At 63.4% G+C, this 16422-nt stretch carries 16 protein-coding genes; 4 read left to right on the forward strand and 12 right to left on the reverse strand.

Annotation, left to right across the window (positions count from 1 at the left end):
- Window positions 1–153: 153 nt before the first annotated feature.
- The 12 genes from FFH90_RS04025 to FFH90_RS04080 form a co-directional block, all read right to left on the reverse strand.
- Window positions 154–1164: an iron ABC transporter permease gene (locus tag FFH90_RS04025; protein ID WP_086944057.1), complete on the reverse strand. Its 1011-nt coding sequence runs from the start codon at window positions 1162–1164 to the stop codon at window positions 154–156.
- The gene (locus tag FFH90_RS04030; RefSeq protein WP_138866705.1) at window positions 1161–2108 is read right to left on the reverse strand and encodes an ABC transporter substrate-binding protein; all 948 of its coding nucleotides are present in this window, start codon (window positions 2106–2108) and stop codon (window positions 1161–1163) included. Before FFH90_RS04030 ends, FFH90_RS04025 begins: the two co-directional genes overlap by 4 nt.
- Window positions 2105–2893, reverse strand: a complete 789-nt coding sequence (locus FFH90_RS04035) for an ABC transporter ATP-binding protein (RefSeq protein WP_138866706.1) — start codon at window positions 2891–2893, stop codon at window positions 2105–2107. The genes FFH90_RS04030 and FFH90_RS04035 overlap by 4 nt, the downstream gene beginning before the upstream one ends.
- A gap of 143 nt (window positions 2894–3036) precedes the next feature.
- The gene (locus tag FFH90_RS04040; RefSeq protein WP_138866707.1) at window positions 3037–4416 is read right to left on the reverse strand and encodes a PepSY domain-containing protein; all 1380 of its coding nucleotides are present in this window, start codon (window positions 4414–4416) and stop codon (window positions 3037–3039) included.
- 124 nt (window positions 4417–4540) lie between these two features.
- Window positions 4541–6658 (reverse strand): TonB-dependent copper receptor, encoded by a 2118-nt coding sequence (locus FFH90_RS04045; protein ID WP_138866708.1) that lies wholly within the window; start codon window positions 6656–6658, stop codon window positions 4541–4543.
- Window positions 6659–6744: 86 nt separating this feature from the next.
- A complete protein-coding gene (locus tag FFH90_RS04050) occupies window positions 6745–7212 on the reverse strand; it encodes a DUF2946 domain-containing protein (protein ID WP_138866709.1) in 468 nt (155 codons plus the stop codon).
- Window positions 7213–7233: 21 nt separating this feature from the next.
- Window positions 7234–7713: a copper chaperone PCu(A)C gene (locus tag FFH90_RS04055; RefSeq protein WP_138866710.1), complete on the reverse strand. Its 480-nt coding sequence runs from the start codon at window positions 7711–7713 to the stop codon at window positions 7234–7236.
- Window positions 7714–7761: 48 nt separating this feature from the next.
- Window positions 7762–8160, reverse strand: a complete 399-nt coding sequence (locus FFH90_RS04060; protein WP_018928437.1) for a DUF2946 domain-containing protein — start codon at window positions 8158–8160, stop codon at window positions 7762–7764.
- A 48-nt stretch (window positions 8161–8208) separates the two neighbouring features.
- Entirely contained in the window at window positions 8209–8520 is a 312-nt protein-coding gene (locus FFH90_RS04065; protein ID WP_138866711.1) for a hypothetical protein, read from the reverse strand.
- A 252-nt stretch (window positions 8521–8772) separates the two neighbouring features.
- Complete coding sequence (locus FFH90_RS04070; RefSeq protein WP_111455274.1) at window positions 8773–9495, reverse strand: cobalt-precorrin-6A reductase; 723 nt, start codon at window positions 9493–9495, stop codon at window positions 8773–8775.
- On the reverse strand, window positions 9492–10589 hold the full coding sequence (locus FFH90_RS04075; RefSeq protein WP_111455273.1) for a cobalt-precorrin-5B (C(1))-methyltransferase: 1098 nt from the start codon (window positions 10587–10589) through the stop codon (window positions 9492–9494). Before FFH90_RS04075 ends, FFH90_RS04070 begins: the two co-directional genes overlap by 4 nt.
- On the reverse strand, window positions 10582–11793 hold the full coding sequence (locus FFH90_RS04080; protein ID WP_028940134.1) for a bifunctional cobalt-precorrin-7 (C(5))-methyltransferase/cobalt-precorrin-6B (C(15))-methyltransferase: 1212 nt from the start codon (window positions 11791–11793) through the stop codon (window positions 10582–10584). Before FFH90_RS04080 ends, FFH90_RS04075 begins: the two co-directional genes overlap by 8 nt.
- 143 nt (window positions 11794–11936) lie before the next feature.
- Here FFH90_RS04080 and cobG point away from each other — a divergent pair, with 143 nt between their 5' ends.
- From cobG to cobJ, 4 genes are read left to right on the forward strand one after another with little or no spacing between them, the layout of a single operon-like run.
- Entirely contained in the window at window positions 11937–13238 is a 1302-nt protein-coding gene (gene cobG / locus FFH90_RS04085) for a precorrin-3B synthase (protein ID WP_290371239.1), read from the forward strand.
- Window positions 13231–13857: a precorrin-8X methylmutase gene (locus tag FFH90_RS04090; RefSeq protein ID WP_007937188.1), complete on the forward strand. Its 627-nt coding sequence runs from the start codon at window positions 13231–13233 to the stop codon at window positions 13855–13857. The genes cobG and FFH90_RS04090 overlap by 8 nt, the downstream gene beginning before the upstream one ends.
- Window positions 13857–14588, forward strand: a complete 732-nt coding sequence (locus FFH90_RS04095) for a precorrin-2 C(20)-methyltransferase (RefSeq protein WP_018928431.1) — start codon at window positions 13857–13859, stop codon at window positions 14586–14588. The genes FFH90_RS04090 and FFH90_RS04095 overlap by 1 nt, the downstream gene beginning before the upstream one ends.
- The gene (gene cobJ / locus FFH90_RS04100; RefSeq protein ID WP_138866713.1) at window positions 14588–16291 is read left to right on the forward strand and encodes a precorrin-3B C(17)-methyltransferase; all 1704 of its coding nucleotides are present in this window, start codon (window positions 14588–14590) and stop codon (window positions 16289–16291) included. Before FFH90_RS04095 ends, cobJ begins: the two co-directional genes overlap by 1 nt.
- Window positions 16292–16422 lie beyond the last annotated feature (131 nt).

Below are 16422 nucleotides of genomic sequence, written 5' to 3' on the forward strand. Positions count from 1 at the left end.
TAGAGAGCCCGCTTCCGACGGACAACCTGAAAGATGCGTGGGAAAGGTCTGCGTTCTGATACATCCGTTAAACATTCAAAAGCGGAACGCGGAGCGTCCCTGGCGGCATTCCCACGCGGAGCGTGGGAATGATCACCCTGTGGGAGCGGTGAGTCAGCGCCGGCGCATCAGGCCGATGAAGAACAGCCCGCCAATCGCGGCGGTGGCGACGCCGATGGGCAAGTCTTCCGGGGCGATCAAGGTTCGTGCGGCCACGTCGACCCAGACCAGGAACAGGCTGCCCAACAACACGCACACCGGCAACAACCGACGATGCTCGGCCCCCACCAACCGTCGTGCAATGTGCGGCACCATCAGCCCGACAAAACCAATCGAGCCGCTGATCGACACCAGCACTCCCGTCATCAGCGAGGCAATCAAAAACACCCGCAGCCGCACAGTGCGGGCATTGAGGCCCAGGGTCACGGCGGTCTGTTCACCGGCCATCAACGCATTCAACGGCCGGGCCATGCCCAGCAACAACACCAACCCGAGCAACACACTCGCGGCGGGCACGGCAAGCAATTCCCAACGCGCCAGCCCGAGGCCGCCGAGCATCCAGAACATCACCGCCGAACTGGCGCGATGGTCGCCCAGAAACAGCAGCAGGTTGGCAATCGCCATCATTACGAATGACACCGCGACACCGCACAGCAGCAACCGATCACTGTCCAGCCGCCCATGACGGTTGGCGATCATCAGCACGACCAGCATGCTCAACAGCGCGCCGATAAACGCCGCGATGGGCAAGGTCAGCAGGCCGACGATTTCACCGACATGCAACACCACGATCACCGCGCCGAGGGTCGCGCCGGAGGTCACGCCCAACAAGTGCGGATCGGCCAATGGATTGCGCGTCACCGCTTGCAGCACCGCACCGATCAGCGCCAGGCCGGCGCCCACCAGCGCGCCGAGCAACATGCGCGGCACGCGGATCAGCCAGACGATGTGTTCCTGGCCGGCCGTCCAGTTCTGCTCGCCAACACCGAACGCCTTGTGCAGCAGAATCCGCCACACCACGTCCACCGGCACCCGCGCCGGGCCAAAACCCAGCGACACCACACACGACATCAGCAACAGCACGCCGAGGCCGATCAGCAACAAGGCATAGCGACGGTCGATCATTCGCCGTGGAAACCCTTGGCCAGGGTTTCGACCGCCAGCACGTTGTCGATCCCCGGCGTGGCTTGCACGTACGGAATGACGATGAAGCGCTGGTTCTTGATCGCGTCCACCGATTGCAGGGCCTGGTTGTTCAGCAAAAACTGCTCCTTCTGTTCAGCGGTGACTTCGCCGTAATCGACGATCACGATCACCTGCGGATTACGCTCGACCACGTTCTCCCAGTTGACCCGGGTCCAGCTCGCCTCGACGTCATCGAGAATGTTGCGCCCGCCGGCCGCGTCGATCAGCGCCTGCGGCATGCCCAGGCGCCCGGAGGTCATGGCCCGGTCTTCACCGCTGTCGTAGAGAAATACCCGAGGCTTGTCCGTTGGCAGATCCTGGCGCACCTCGGCGACTTGCGCCTGCATCCGGGCGATCACGGCATTGGCGCGATCCTGCACGTCGAAGATTTTGCCGAGGTTGCGCAGGTCGTTGTAGGTGTCTTCCAGGCTCGCGGGTGGGCGCTTCATCACGAACGCGCAGGACTCGGTGAGTTCGTAGACGTTGATCCCCAGCGGTTGCAGGGTTTGCGGCGTGAGGTCACCACCGACGCGCATGCCGTAGTCCCAACCGGCGAAGAAGAAATCGACGTTGGCGTTGAGCAGGGTTTCCACCGACGGATACTTGGCTGCCAGCTCCGGCAAGCCATCGAGGATGGTCTGCATCTGGGGCGTCACCGATTTCCATCCGGTCACGCCGCTGTAGCCGGCCATCCTGGGTTTGAGACCGAGGGCGAGCATCATCTGAGTCATGTTGATGTCATGGCTGACCGCGTGTTTCGGCGCTTGCTTGAAGGTCACTGCGCGGTTGCAACTCTGGACAGTCAGCGGGTATTTCGTGGCCTCGGCGAAGGCATGGGCACTGCCCAGCAACAACGCGACGCAAAGCAGGGAACGCAAAGTCATGGTTGGGTTATCCAGGTGATTCGTGGGTAGCCGTGCAAGGGATGGTCATCGATCAGGGCGTCGACGCCGAACACGTTGTGCAAAAGGTGTGTGGTCAGGACTTCTTTGGGGGTGCCACTGGCCACGATGCGACCGTGATGGATCACGTACAGCCGATCGCAGAAGGCTGCCGCCAGATTGAGGTCGTGGATGCTCGCCAATGTGCCGATCTGCAGGCGTTTGACCAGTTGCAGCAGTTCCAGTTGATAGCGCGGGTCGAGGTGGTTGGTCGGCTCATCGAGGATCAGCAATTGCGGTTGCTGGGCCAGGGCGCGGGCGAGGATCACGCGCTGCTTTTCGCCGCCGGACAGGGTGGCGAAGGCGTGGTCTTCGAAGCCCTTGAGGCCGACTGATTCCAGGGCGTGGGCCGCGAGGTTGCGGTCGTGCACGGTGTCGCCGTCGAACAGTCCTTTGTGCGGCGTGCGGCCCATGGCGACCACTTCATCGACGGTCAGGCCGAAGGCGTCGGGAAATTCCTGCAACACCACGGCGATGCGTTGCGCACACCAGCGTGAGGACTGCTTCCAGACGTTGTGATGGTCGAGTTTTATCTCGCCATGTTCCGGTTTGCTGAAGCGATAAGCGCACCGCAGCAGGCTGGTTTTACCGCTGCCGTTGGGGCCGATCAACCCGACGAACTCACCGGCAGCCACGTGCAAGGAGGCGTCACGCAGCTGGAACTGGTGATGGCAGTGGCCGTGGCCCAGGGGTGCCCAGGCGAGGTTGGTGAGGTTCAGCGAAGTCATTTCATTCCTGATGATCGTTCAAGCCAGCACACAACCTGTGGCGAGGGAGCAAGCTCCCTCGCCACAAAAACTTGGCAGTTTGCCAAGGATTCAATGCTGGCCCGCATTGTATTGGCTTTACGCGTACGCGTATCTCGCCTGTTTCATGATGAAGGTGAGGTGGATTCAATTTGCCGGCCCAGGCGTGACAGCAGCCCCCAATCCAATAGACACACGACAACCAGCGAAGCCCCCACCAACGGAAACATCACCGCCAGGGCGAGCATGATGACCATTGCGGTTTTCCATTTCGGCAGGTCGTGACGCAACGGTGGCACACCGAACTTGCCCTGTGGCCGACGCTTCCACCAGATCACCACGCCGCTGACGGCGCTGAGCAAAATCATCAGGCAGATCAGCAGCACGATGATCTGATTGAACGGGCCGAACATCTTGCCTTCGTGCAGCATCACGCCGACTTCCGTGGCGCGGGCGACGTTGCTGTAATGCTGCCAGCGCACGTCGGCGAGGACGTCGCCGGTGTACTGGTCGACGTGCAGGGTGGCATCGTTGCGCGGGTCATCGGCGAACACCGCGATGGTGAACACACCGGTGGCGGTGGTCGGGAAGGTGATGCTGTAGCCGGGCTCGACCTTGCGCTGCACGGCAATGTTTTGCACGTCTTGCAGGCTGATGGTCGGCGCCGCCGGGCCGGCTTGCGTGCTGGCGTGAGCCATGTGTTCGGCGTGGTCGCCGGACATTGGCATCGGCGTGTTCTCCATGGCCCACGGCACGGTCTGGCGTGTGGCGCTGTTGAGGCTGCGGGCCTCGACGTCGGACTTGGGCACGTCATTCCACATGGCGACCGGAAAGCGGTTCCAGAGGTCGGCGTATTGCTTACCCCAGAAGCCGGTCCAGGTCATGCCGCTGAGCAGCATCACCAGCAAAAACGCCGCCCCCCAGAAGCCAGTCACTGCGTGCAAGTCACGCCACAGCACACGTCCGCGACGGCTGAGGCGCGGCCACAGCACGCCGGCGTACTGACCGCGTGGCCACCACAAAAACACCCCGGAGACCACCAACACCACACCCCATCCGGCGGCCAGTTCCACCAGCCGATCACCAACGGTGCCGATCATCAACTCGCCGTGAATCGAGCGTGCGAGCGCCTGCAGATTGTTCTTCGCGTCTTGCTCGCCGAGGATGTCGCCGTGGTACGGATCGATGAACACGTTCAGTTCATGACCTTCATTGATCACCACGAATTGCGCGCTGCGTTCAGCGTTGACCGGCGGCAGGTATTGTTTGATCCGGGCCTGTGGATACGCCTCTTTCACCCGTTTGAGCAGGTCGTCGGCGGCCACGGTGTGATGACCGGCCGGGATGTTCATCAGGCTGCCGTACATCAATGGATCGAGTTGCGGTTTGAACAGGTAGACGATGCCGGTCAGGGCCAGCATCACCATGAACGGCGCGACGAACAGGCCGGCGTAGAAATGCCAACGCCAGGCCAGGTTGTAGAAATTCGGTTTGGGCTGTTTCACTTCGAGTGCTCCGCTAGGCTTGGATCTTTTGTCATTGTCTGGTGACTGCTGCGCAGTCATTCGCGGGCAAACCCGCTCCCACGGCGGTGTTGAAGCTGTGGGGGCGGGCTTGCCCGCGATGCTCTTAGAAGCTCATGTCGACCTTGGTCCAGAGCGTGCGCCCCGGTTCGTTGATGGCTTGCGGATCATTGGCCGGGAAGCCGAAACCGGCGTTACCGGCCAGGTTCAGGTGTTCGGCGTAGGCCTTGCCGAACAAGTTGTCGACGCCGCTGCTGACCTTCCAGTTCTTGTTGATCCGGTACGCGCCGTTGAGCGAGAACACGCCGAACCCCGAGCTTTTGTCGAAGTCTTTGCCGACCACGTTGCCCTTGTTCCGGTCGATGCGGTTTTGCGCCGCGACCACCCGCCACAAGGCGCCGGCGCTCCAGTTATCTTCGCTGTAGGTCAGGCCGAAGCGCGCATCCAGCGGTGGCATCTGCGGCAGGGCGCTGCCGTCCCTGCTGTTCTTGCCCCAGGCGTAGGCCAGGGTCGCATCGGCTTTCCAGTTGGTCGTCAGTTTGTAGGCCGCACCGAGTTCGCCGCCCATGATTCGCGCGTCGATGTTCTCGGCTTGCGAGGTCATGCCCATCATCCCCGGTGTGTAGTTGAACAGGATGTAGTCACGCACCTGCCCGACATATCCCGAGGCCCAGGCTTCGAGGTCGGCGGTCTTGTATTGCAGGCCGAAGTCGAGCTGGGTGGTTTTCTCCGGCTTGATCGCGTCGAACGCATTCACCGAACCGGCAGGGCCGGACTTGGGTGAAAACAGCTCCCAGTAATCCGGGAAACGCTGGGCATGGCCGAGTCCCGCATACAGCGTGGTCGGGCTGTCGGCCAGATCATGCTCGTAACGCACGAAACCGCTGGGCAGGGTGTCGGCGCGGGTGTCGTCGGCGGTCGGGTTGGGGCGGGCCATCATCCCGGAGCCGATGGTCTGCCGATAATCCTTGGCCGAAGCACGGTCCAGTCGTGCGCCAGTGATCAGCCGATCACGGTCGGCGGCGTACCAGGTCAGTTCGCTGAACACGCCGTAGTTGTGGAAGTCGGCGTCCTTGTTGCGGGGCACATCCTTGTAGGCGTCGACGCCCATGGCGCTGCGTTGGCGGTGCTCGTTGGTCTGCGCATCCAGGCCACTGATCAATTGCACATCGGCCCAGCGCCAGGTGGCTTTGATCCGCGCGCCGAGAGTCCGGCGGTCGACGTTGGAAGCCATCGGGCCGGCCATCATCCCGGTGCCGGACGGCGTGCGCAGGGTGTAGTTGTCCATCACGTGGTCGGCGTAGTTGTAGTAGACCTGCGCCTCGACCTTATCCAGCACCTCACCGATGTTCGACTGCTCGAAGCGCAGGCCCAGGCTTTCGCGCAAGAACTGCGAACCGTCCATGCCGCGCCCGGCGTAACGGGCTTCGCCGTCGCCCTTGCCGGCAGTCAATTCCAGCAGGGTGTCGGCGTTCGGCGTCCAGCCGACAGCAACATCGCCGTTCCACTTGTCGTAGCGCGAGGGCACGGTGTCGTTGTTGCCGTCCTTGTAGTCATCGGAGTGCGCGGTGTTGCCGATCACGCGCACGTAACCCAGCGGCCCGCCAGCGGCGGCGTCCACCACTTTGTCGAAGCGGCCGTTGGAGCCGGCCAATACGCTGGCATTCACCCGGGTGCCGAGTTCGCCGAAGCTTTCCGGCTCCCGGTCGAACAGGATGGTGCCGGCCGATGCGCCGGGGCCCCAGAGCACGGTTTGCGGGCCTTTGATCACGGTGAGTTTGTCGTAGGTTTCCGGTGAGATGTACGAGGTCGGCGCGTCCATCCGGCCGGGGCAGGCGCCGAGCATCATGCTGCCGTTGGTGAGGATATTCAGGCGCGAACCGAACATGCCGCGCAGCACCGGGTCGCCGTTGGTGCCGCCGTTGCGCACCAGGGCGAAGCCGGGGATGGTCTTCAGATAATCACCACCGTCGCTGGCCGGCACCGGTTGGCGCGGGTCCTTGGGGTTGGTGACGACGGTCAGCGGCGAGCTCGGCGCGATGGCGGTGATCACCGTCGGGCTCAGTTCTTCGGTGTGGCCGGCGTGTTCATCGGCCAGCACCAGCGGTGTCAGCAACAAGCCGCAAAGGACGGCGGTGGCGTGCCTGAAGCGAACGCGGGATGGATTCAGGGCAAAAAAAGCCTGGGCAGCGCCCAAACGTGTGTCAGCAGAAAACCTGGACATGAAAATTTCCATCGAACAGTCGTAAACGACACGGCCGGCAGCCTGCGGCTGTCTTCTAAACCGTGTGAGATCAGAGGTGGGGGTGTTTACGCGACGATGGGCGGGGCGCGGGTGCGGGCGCCAGGGAAGAAGGTTTGCCGGGCGTGGCCCAGGCGGGTGGCGGGTGTGGTGAAGGTGGTGGCGGACGGGGTGTCGAACGCGGTGAATGAAGTGCCACCGGTGAGTGCCGGGCAATTGAACAGCAGGCTGCAATAGCCGCATTTTTCCCACAGCGCGTGATGCTCGGCTGTCGGCCGGCAGTGTTCGGCAACCGGTTGTGCGTCGTGGTCGGCGTGCTCCATCGCCGACATGTCCGAGCCCATGTCCATCGACATGTTCATGGACATGCCTATCGCCATGCTCGAAGCAGCCGCGCGCGAATCCATCGGCATCGACTGAGAAATCAGCGGGCCGATAAAGATCATCAGCATGGCGAACAGGCTGATCCAGCTGCCGCGGGTCAGGCTCATTGGCTGACGGCGGCGCACGGATGGCCTGGCGCTATGCGGGCGCATAGACGTTTTCAACGGGGGCGATTACTGGGCGTGCATGTGCGCTTGCATGCTGTCCGGTGCCTTTTTCTGCACCGAGACCTCGACCGTTACATCACCGGACTTCTCAAAGTGCAGGGTCAGCGGAAAGTGCTTGCCGTCGCTCAACAGGCTGCGGTCTCTGAGCTCCAGCAGCATCACGTGGTACGCCATCGGGGCGAAGGTGATTTCGCCGCCAGCCGGGATTTCGACGTCGGGCACTTGCTGCATTTTCATCAGATCGTTTTGCATCACATGTTCGTGCAATTCGGCCTTGCCGGATATCGGCGAGCCGACGCTGAGCAGCCGATCAGCGGTTTTGCCGCTGTTGTGAATCACGAAATACGCCGCGACGGTGGGCGCGTTGGGCGGCAACTCCTGCGACCACGGATGGGCGATCTCAAGTTCGCCAACCTTGTATTCGTGGGCATTGGCAAAACAGGCAGGCAGCAGCAACGCAGCCAGGACGATGAGTTTGTTCAACATGGCAGTTCTCCAGAACGATTCAAAACGCAGGTCAATTGCGAGAAGGAATCACACCAGAGGGGACGCGCGGGGGTTAAGACTCGGCCATTGCTGGCGCGGTGTCGGTGTGTCGAGCGTGGCCGGCGGCACGCTTCGATTGGCCTCGAATCGCGCGTAATACAACTGCGGCGCATGCCCCGGCAACGCCACCAACGGCGCGGAGCCCGAGCAACACCAGCAATGCTGCATGTTGGAATGATCGTCGTTCTGCGGGGCTTTCTGCTCGATGTCACCCAGGGAAATCGCCACCAGCTTCGTGCCGCTGGAAGAGCAGAAACTGCCCCACAACAACTGCTCGGCAGGAGATTTCGCCGTTTGCGCCATCGCTCCGGACATCGGCATGGCGAGCATGTTGAACAGCACTGCAAAGCAGGCGATCCAGGCAAATGCGAGCCGTTGTCGGGACATGGGGCAGATCCGTTTGAGTGGGCGATCAGGCGCGGCTATTTAGCCTGATCAGGGGCGATAAGTAAAAAGACCGCGTGCGGTGTGGTGTCGCAGCGAGTCAGTCAGCATATCGAGCAGCCGGCGTGCAAGCTCAGCCTCGCCGTTTTGAAAGAGTGTAGCGACTTCGACTCTTAATGCCTGAGCGAATTGAGGGTCACTTTGGATTCTTGCCCGGATTGTGTGTTTGACATCTCTGAGCGCTACACGATTGAAGCTTCCATCGCCCGGGTCTTCCTCTTCGCAGGCCTTGATGTAGTGCCACATATCGGCAGACGTCAGGAGAAACTCAGCGATATCGAAGCGAGTGAATTTTTCAGTCATCCGCCATCTCCCGTTACATGGGTGGGGCTTGAAATATGGGGGTTGGGTTGTGAGCCCACAAGTCAGTCGATTTGGATGATGTTGTGCGTTAGGTCCGATGGATATGTAGGGGATTGCGCATTTTCTGTAGCAGCTGCCGAAGGCTGCGTTCGGCTGCGTAGCGGTCGTGATCCATGCGCCGCAGTCAACCTGGCAGACCGTGGTGTTTGATTTTACGACTGCTGCGCAGCCGAACGCAGGCTTCGCCAGCTGCTACCAGTTTTGTGTGAGGGCCGTTAAAACCTCAGTCACCGCCCCAAACTCCCGCTCAACCCCCGGCAACACCGGCCGCTTCAACACCAGCACCGGCACTCCACGTTCCCGCGCCACTTCCAGCTTCGGCTCGGTGGCGGTGCTGCCACTGTTCTTGCTGATCAGCACATCGATCTGCCGCCGCTCGAACAGCGCGCGTTCATCCTCGATCAGAAACGGCCCACGGGCGCCGATCACTTCGCAGCGCGCGTTGCCCGGATAAACGTCCAGTGCACGCAACGTCCAGAATTGCTCCGGCGGGATTTCGTGCAGGTGCTGCAATGGCTCGCGACCGAGGGTGAACAGCGGTCGGCGAAAGGGTTTCAGCGCTTCGATCAGCTCGCCCCAGTCGCTGACTTCGCGCCAGTCATCTGCGGCTTGTGGCTGCCAGGCCGGACGGCGCAAGGCCCAGCAGGCAATGCCGCTCAACTTCGCGGCGGTGGCGGCGTTGTGGCTGATGCGGGCCGCGTAGGGGTGGGTCGCATCCAGCAGCAGGTCAATGCCTTCGTCACGAATGAACTGCGCCAGACCTTCAGCGCCACCATAGCCGCCAACGCGGACCTGGCAGTTCAGATCGGTCGGCACCCGACCGACACCGGCCAGGCTGTAGATGTGCTCCGGCCCCAGGGTTCGGGCGATGGCCAGGGCCTCAGTGACGCCGCCGAGCAACAACACACGTTTCATTGAAAAACTCCCGCATGGCCGACAATCCCGCCCTGGCGATCGATGGCGAACACTTCGACCTGAACCTGTGCCGGCACCACGCTGCGGGCAAAGTCGAGGGCGTGCTGGCACACCGCGTCGCCGAGGGCGATTCCGGCGGCGCTGGCCATGGCCAAGGCTTGTTGACTGGTATTGGCATCGCGGATCGCCTGTTGCAACGCCGCATCGGCACCGACCGCCGCGGCCCATTCGGCCAGTTGCGGCAGGTCGATACTTGAATGCCGACTGTGCAAATCCATGTGCCCGGCCGCCAGTTTACTGATCTTGCCGAAGCCGCCGCACAGGCTGAGTTTTTCCACAGGTACTTTACGCAAGTGCTTGAGCACCGCGCCGACGAAGTCGCCCATTTCGATCAGGGCGATTTCCGGCAAGTCGTAGACCCGGCGCATGGTGTCTTCGCTGGCGTTGCCAGTGCACGCGGCGATGTGCAGGTAACCGTTGGTTTTGGCGACGTCGATGCCCTGGTGGATCGAGGCAATGTAGGCGGCGCAGGAGAATGGCCGGACGATGCCGCTGGTGCCGAGGATCGACAAGCCGCCGAGAATGCCCAGCCGCGGGTTCATGGTCTTCAGCGCCAGGGCTTCGCCGTCCTCGACGTTTACCGTAACCTCGAAGCCGCCCTGGTAATTCAGTTCCTCGGCCAGCAACGTCAGGTGATCAGTGATCATCTTGCGCGGCACCGGGTTGATCGCCGGTTCGCCGACGTTCAGCACCAGCCCGGGCCGGGTGACGGTGCCGACGCCACGGCCGGCGCTGAAGCGGATACCCGGTTCGCTGTGCAGGCGCACCTGGGAAAACAGCAGGGCGCCATGGGTCACGTCGGGGTCGTCGCCGGCGTCCTTGATCGTTCCGGCTTCGGCGCCGTCGTCCGTTAGCCGACAGAACTCCAGGCGCATTTGCACCCGTTTGCCTTTGGGCAGAATGATCTCGACGGCGTCCGCTTCCACGCCGCCGAGCAGCAGGCGGGCGGCCGCGAGGCTGGTGGCGGTGGCGCAGCTGCCGGTGGTCAGGCCGCTGCGCAGCGGGGCGGGTTGTTCGGCGGTTTCGTCACGCATCGAGGGGTTTCGTCACGTCCAGCAAGGTAATCGGCAGCGCCTGACGCCAGGTATCGAACTCGCCCAACGGTTGCGCCTGGGCGACGTGAATGCGGGTCAGCTCACCGCCATGCCGTTCACGCCAGGCCATCAAGGTCACTTCGCTTTGCAGTGTCACAGCGTTGGCGATCAACCGGCCGCCGGGTTTGAGTTGCGCCCAGCAAGTATCGAGCACGCCCTCACGAGTGACGCCACCGCCGATGAAAATCGCGTCCGGGCGTTCGAGTCCGCTCAGGGCTTGCGGCGCACTGCCGCGAATCAATTGCAGGCCGGGAACGCCCAGGGCATCGCGGTTGTGTTCAATCAACGCTTGCCGTCCCTCATCCGCTTCGATGGCCAGCGCCCGGCAACTCGGGTGAGCGCGCATCCATTCGATGCCGATCGAGCCGCTGCCGGCGCCGACGTCCCACAGCAGTTCGCCGGGGATCGGGGCTAGGCGCGCAAGGGTGATGGCGCGCACGTCGCGTTTAGTCAGTTGGCCGTCGTGCTGGAAGGCCGAATCCGGCAGGCCGGCCAGGCGCGACAGGCGCGGTGTGTTGGGTTCAGCGATGCATTCGATGGCGATCAGGTTCAGATCGGCGATCGCCGGGTCGCTCCAGTCGTTGGCAGCGCCCTCGATGCGCCGTTCGGCTTCGCCGCCCAGATGTTCCAGCACGGTCAGGCGACTCGGCCCGAAACCGCGCTCACGCAGCAGCGCCGCAATAGCCGCTGGACTCTGGCCGTCGTTGCTCAGCACCAGCAAACGCACACCACTGAACAAATGAGCGTTGAGCGCGGCGACGGGACGGGCGACCACCGACAGCGTCACCACATCCTGCAACGGCCAGCCCAGGCGAGCGGCCGCCAGTGACACGGAGGATGGGGCGGGCAGGATCAGCATTTCTGCGCCGGGTAGTTGCCGCGCCAGGCTGGCACCGACGCCAAAGAACATCGGGTCGCCGCTGGCCAGCACGCAAACCGGCTCGCCCCGCAGCGCCAATAGGGGTTCAAGGGAGAACGGACTAGGCCAGAGCTGGCGCTCGCCGCGAATGCACACGGGCAACAAATCCAGTTGCCGTTGGCCGCCGAATATCCGCGAAGCGCCCAGCAGGGCGCGACGGGCGTTCTTGCCCAGCCCCTTGAAGCCGTCTTCACCGATACCTACTACTGTCAGCCAGGGCGACATCTGCAGTCCTCAAAAAATGCCTCAAACGGGGTGTTCCGACGGGCAGGCTTTTCATGCCGTCGGACAAAGCAGGCATAATACCGCGCCTTCGCCCGCGAAGCGCCTTTCCCACACAGCCGGTCGCCCCTTTGAACGAACGCCCGATGTCTACCGCCTTACGCCCCTCGGCCTGCCCGGGGTTGCTGCGTATCGTCCCGGCGCTGGATGGCGGCATCTGCCGGATCAAATTGAACGGCGGCTCGATCAGCGCGGCCCAGGCTGAAGCGGTGGCCAGCGCGGCCGAACGGTTTGCCGGGGGCGTGATCGAGGCGACCAACCGGGCCAACCTGCAGATTCGCGGGATTGGCAGTGAGCAGACGGCTTTGATCGACAGCCTGCTCGCCGCAGGGTTGGGGCCGCGTACCGCGGCGGGCGACGATGTGCGCAATCTGATGCTCAGCCCGTCTGCCGGGGTTGACCGGCGCATGCTCTTCGACACGCATGCGCTGGCGGAGCAGATCCTCACGACGCTGCAAAGCCACGAACGTTTCCACGAACTCAGCGCCAAGTTTGCCGTGCAACTCGATGGCGGCGAGGCGTTGGCGATGCTCGAGCACCCGCATGATCTGTGGTTGTCTGCTGCTGAGCGAAACGGCGAGCTGCTGCTGGCGTTCGGTCTGGCGGGTTGCCCTACGGACAGGCCCGCAGGCGCGGTGTCACTCGAGCAGGGGCACGCACTGGTGGTAGCGGTGCTGGAGTTGTTTCTCGACCTGGCGCGTCCGGATCAAACACGAATGCGTCATTTGCTGGCCGAGTATCCACTCGCAGAGTTTCTCGCTCGCCTGGCCGAGCGTGTGCCCTTGAAGTCGATTGCCGATTGGCAGCGTTCACTGAACCCGGACACTCTGCACATCGGCGCTCATCCGCAACGTGAAGCCGAACACGTCTATATCGGCGCCGTCCCCCCTTTGGGGCGGCTCGATCCCGTCATGCTCAGGGGCGTGGCGCAACTGGCGTGCGAATTCGGCGACGCGAGTCTGCGTTTCACTCCATGGCAAAGTCTGTTGCTGCCCAACGTTCGAAAAGAGCGGGCGCCTGAAGTGATTAGGCGTCTGGAGCAACTGGGCCTGCTATGTGACGCTGATCAGCCTGTGTCACGGTTGATCGCCTGCACCGGTTCCGCTGGCTGTGGCAAGGGCCTGGCCGATACCAAGAGCGACGCCATGCAGTTGGCCGCGCTGTTGCAACGTCACGATCAAGCAGTGCATTTGTCCGGCTGCCAGCGTTCCTGCGCCGCGGCCCATGTGGCACCGGTCACGCTGCTGGCTGTCGCCCCCGGTCACTACGACCTCTATTTTCGCGATGCAGGGCATCCGGGTTTCGGCGCCCTGCACGCACACAACCTCACTATTGAAGCGGTCGCAGCCTTGCTCGACGCCCGCTCACGGAGCCCCCTTGATGCTTGATTACATCCGCGACGGTCAGGAGATCTATCGCAACTCCTTCGCGATCATTCGCGCCGAGGCCAACCTTGCGCGTATTCCGGCCGATCTGGAGAAACTCGCCGTGCGGGTGATCCACGCCTGCGGCATGGTCGAGGCCATCGACGGTCTGCAGTTTTCCGAAGGCGCCGGCAAGGCCGGGCGCGACGCGCTGGCGGCCGGTGCGCCGATTCTGTGCGACGCGCGGATGGTCAGCGAGGGCGTGACCCGCGCGCGTTTGCCGGCCAACAACCCGGTGATTTGCACCCTGCGCGACGACAGCGTGCCGGAGCTTGCCCGTGAGTTGGGCAATACCCGTTCCGCCGCCGCGCTGGAGCTGTGGCGCCCGCATCTGGAAGGCAGCGTGGTGGTGATCGGCAACGCACCGACCGCACTGTTTTATCTGTTGGAAATGCTCGATGCCGGCGCGCCGAAGCCGGCGCTGATCCTCGGCTTCCCGGTGGGCTTCGTCGGCGCCGCCGAATCCAAGGCGATGCTCGCGGCGGACAGCCGTGGCGTGCCTTTCGTCATCATGCAAGGCCGGCTGGGCGGTAGCGCCATGGCCGCCGCCGCCGTCAATGCCCTCGCCACGGAGATCGAATGATGCAGCAACCTGGACGTTTGATTGGCCTGGGCGTCGGCCCCGGTGATCCGGAACTGATTACCGTCAAAGCCTTGCGCCTGCTGCGCGAATCGCCGGTAGTGGCGTACTTCGTTGCCAAGGGCAAGAAGGGCAATGCGTTCGGCATCATCGAAGCGCATCTGCAAGATCCGCAAACCCTGCTGCCGCTGGTTTATCCGGTGACCACCGAAGCGCTGCCGGCGCCGTTGTCGTACGAACAAGTGATCAGCGATTTCTACGATACGGCCGCTGAACAACTCGCCGCGCATCTGGACGCCGGCCGTGATGTGGCGGTGATCTGCGAAGGCGATCCGTTCTTCTACGGCTCCTACATGTACCTGCACGATCGACTGGCCGAGCGTTACGAAGCCGAAGTCGTGCCGGGTGTCTGCTCGATGCTCGGCGGTGCCTCGGTACTGGGCGCGCCGCTGGTGTATCGCAATCAGAGCCTGTCGGTGTTGTCCGGCGTGCTGCCCCACGAAGACCTCAAGCGTCGCCTGGCCGATGCCGATGCGGCAGTGATCATGAAACTGGGGCGTAACTTTCCCAAGGTCCGTCAGGTGCTCGAAGAACTCGGTCTGGCAGAGCGTGCTCTGTATGTGGAGCGCGCGACCATGGCCAACCAGAAAATCGTGCCGCTGGATCAGGTCGAGCCGATGTCCTCGCCGTATTTCTCGCTGATCATCGTTCCCGGCGAGCGGTGGCAAGGCTGATGACTCATTCCACGCCCGCAATCGTCATTCTCGGTCAAGGCAGTCTGGCCACTGCCCGCCGTATTCAACAGGTGTATCCGGCTGCGTTGATCCACGGCCTGGCCGGACGGGTCGAGGGCGCCGACCGCACTTATCCCGAATTCGGCGCGACCCTGCGCGAGCTGTATCAGCAGGACACGCCGATCATTGCCCTGTGCGCGGCGGGGATCGTTATTCGCACCCTGGCTGCGCTGTTGCTGGAAAAGGGCGCCGAACCGCCGGTGCTGGCCGTGGCCGAAGACGGCAGCGCGGTGGTGCCCTTGCTCGGTGGCCTCGGTGGAGTGAACGTCATGGCGCGCAAGATCGCTGCCGGTTTGCAGGTCGCCGCGGCGATCACCACCAGCGGCGAACTGCGCTTTGGCACCTGCCTGCTCAATCCGCCAAGCGGTTACGCCCTTGGCGATCTGGAACTGGGCAAGCGTTTTGTCTCTGATTTGCTCGCCGGGCACAGCGTGCGCATCGAAGGCGCGGCGCCGTGGCTGGAGCAGGCGCAGTTGGTGGAAGATCCGCTGGCGCAGCGTTCGATCCATGTCGGCAGCAACGCCCGTGAGGCGAGTGCCAATGAGCTGGTGATTTATCCGCGCAGTGTTGCGGTGGCGATTGGTGCCGCCGCGGCGGATTTACCGAGCACTGTTTGCGCGGCGTTACAGCAGGCGAACGTCGCGGTGCAGGCGCTGGCCTGTCTGGTGGCGCCTGACACTGAAATGGCCAGCCCGGTGTTGCATGAAGCGGCCGTTGCGCTGGGTGTGCCGCTGCGTTTTGTCGCGCCGGCGAGCGATATCGGCGCGTTGGCCCGTAGCGCGGTGCCCGAGGCGACGATCATCGCAACGACAAACAATGTGGCTGTGGCCGTGACCGAACAGCCGCTGGACCTCACGCAAGTCGGCCGCCCACGCGGGCGTCTGGCCGTGATCGGCCTCGGCCCGGGCGCCGCCGAACTGATGGTGCCCGCCGTCAAGGCCGAATTGGCCCGGGCCACCGATGTGCTCGGCTACGAAACCTACGTGCGCATGGCCGGTCCCTTCCGCGCGGATCAGGTGCTGCATTGCACCGACAACCGCGAAGAAATGCAGCGTGCCCGTCACGCCTTCGAACTGGCGGCCCGGGGCCGTTCGGTGATCGTGGTGTCCTCAGGCGACCCGGGCGTGTTCGCGATGGCGGCGGCGGTGCTTGAAGCCTTGCACGAGTCGAGTGACCCGGCCTGGCACACTGTCGAGCTGGAGATCCTGCCGGGCGTCTCCGCGTCGCTCGCCACCGCTGCCCAGGCCGGTGCGCCGCTGGGGCATGACTTCTGCGTGATGTCCCTGTCGGACAATCTCAAGCCGTGGTCGATCATCGAAAAGCGTCTGGACCTGGCCGCCGAAGCGGACCTGGCCCTGGCGTTCTATAACCCGATCTCACGTTCACGGCCATGGCAGTTGGGGCGTGCGCTGGAGATCGTCGCGCAGCATCGCAAACCTGAAACGCCGGTGGTGCTGGGGCGGGATATCGGCCGACCGGGACAGACCTTGCGCACGACCACTCTGGGGGCGTTGACCCCGGATCAAGTGGACATGCGCACCATGGTGCTCGTCGGCTCTTCCACTACCTGCGCATTCCCTCGCGCGGAGGGCGGCGATTGGGTGTATACGCCACGCTGGTACGGTGAAAAACCGGCGTCCTGATATCCAGCGGCCCTTCGGGGCCGCAGTCTTTTCCGTCACTTCCCAGCACTGGAATCCCAGTGGTCGGGTTGGTTTTTTCCACGTTCGAACGTGTCGTCCTTTTCAGCGGCTGTCATGGGATTTGGCGCGGT

This window comes from Pseudomonas sp. ATCC 43928 (assembly GCF_005938665.2).
Classification (GTDB): Bacteria; Pseudomonadota; Gammaproteobacteria; order Pseudomonadales; family Pseudomonadaceae; genus Aquipseudomonas.

What these genes read in the sequence shown, in the direction of transcription:
- FFH90_RS04050 (WP_138866709.1), bottom strand. Translation starts at nt 7,212, where the DNA reads ATGCGCCCGCATAGCGCCAGGCCATCCGTGCGCCGCCGTCAGCCAATG.
- cobG (WP_290371239.1), top strand. Translation starts at nt 11,937, where the DNA reads ATGTCTACCGCCTTACGCCCCTCGGCCTGCCCGGGGTTGCTGCGTATC.
- FFH90_RS04065 (WP_138866711.1), bottom strand. Translation starts at nt 8,520, where the DNA reads ATGACTGAAAAATTCACTCGCTTCGATATCGCTGAGTTTCTCCTGACG.
- FFH90_RS04055 (WP_138866710.1), bottom strand. Translation starts at nt 7,713, where the DNA reads ATGTTGAACAAACTCATCGTCCTGGCTGCGTTGCTGCTGCCTGCCTGT.
- cobJ (WP_138866713.1), top strand. Translation starts at nt 14,588, where the DNA reads ATGACTCATTCCACGCCCGCAATCGTCATTCTCGGTCAAGGCAGTCTG.
- FFH90_RS04030 (WP_138866705.1), bottom strand. Translation starts at nt 2,108, where the DNA reads ATGACTTTGCGTTCCCTGCTTTGCGTCGCGTTGTTGCTGGGCAGTGCC.
- FFH90_RS04080 (WP_028940134.1), bottom strand. Translation starts at nt 11,793, where the DNA reads ATGTCGCCCTGGCTGACAGTAGTAGGTATCGGTGAAGACGGCTTCAAG.
- FFH90_RS04075 (WP_111455273.1), bottom strand. Translation starts at nt 10,589, where the DNA reads ATGCGTGACGAAACCGCCGAACAACCCGCCCCGCTGCGCAGCGGCCTG.
- FFH90_RS04070 (WP_111455274.1), bottom strand. Translation starts at nt 9,495, where the DNA reads ATGAAACGTGTGTTGTTGCTCGGCGGCGTCACTGAGGCCCTGGCCATC.
- FFH90_RS04090 (WP_007937188.1), top strand. Translation starts at nt 13,231, where the DNA reads ATGCTTGATTACATCCGCGACGGTCAGGAGATCTATCGCAACTCCTTC.
- FFH90_RS04060 (WP_018928437.1), bottom strand. Translation starts at nt 8,160, where the DNA reads ATGTCCCGACAACGGCTCGCATTTGCCTGGATCGCCTGCTTTGCAGTG.
- FFH90_RS04025 (WP_086944057.1), bottom strand. Translation starts at nt 1,164, where the DNA reads ATGATCGACCGTCGCTATGCCTTGTTGCTGATCGGCCTCGGCGTGCTG.
- FFH90_RS04035 (WP_138866706.1), bottom strand. Translation starts at nt 2,893, where the DNA reads ATGACTTCGCTGAACCTCACCAACCTCGCCTGGGCACCCCTGGGCCAC.
- FFH90_RS04095 (WP_018928431.1), top strand. Translation starts at nt 13,857, where the DNA reads ATGCAGCAACCTGGACGTTTGATTGGCCTGGGCGTCGGCCCCGGTGAT.
- FFH90_RS04045 (WP_138866708.1), bottom strand. Translation starts at nt 6,658, where the DNA reads ATGTCCAGGTTTTCTGCTGACACACGTTTGGGCGCTGCCCAGGCTTTT.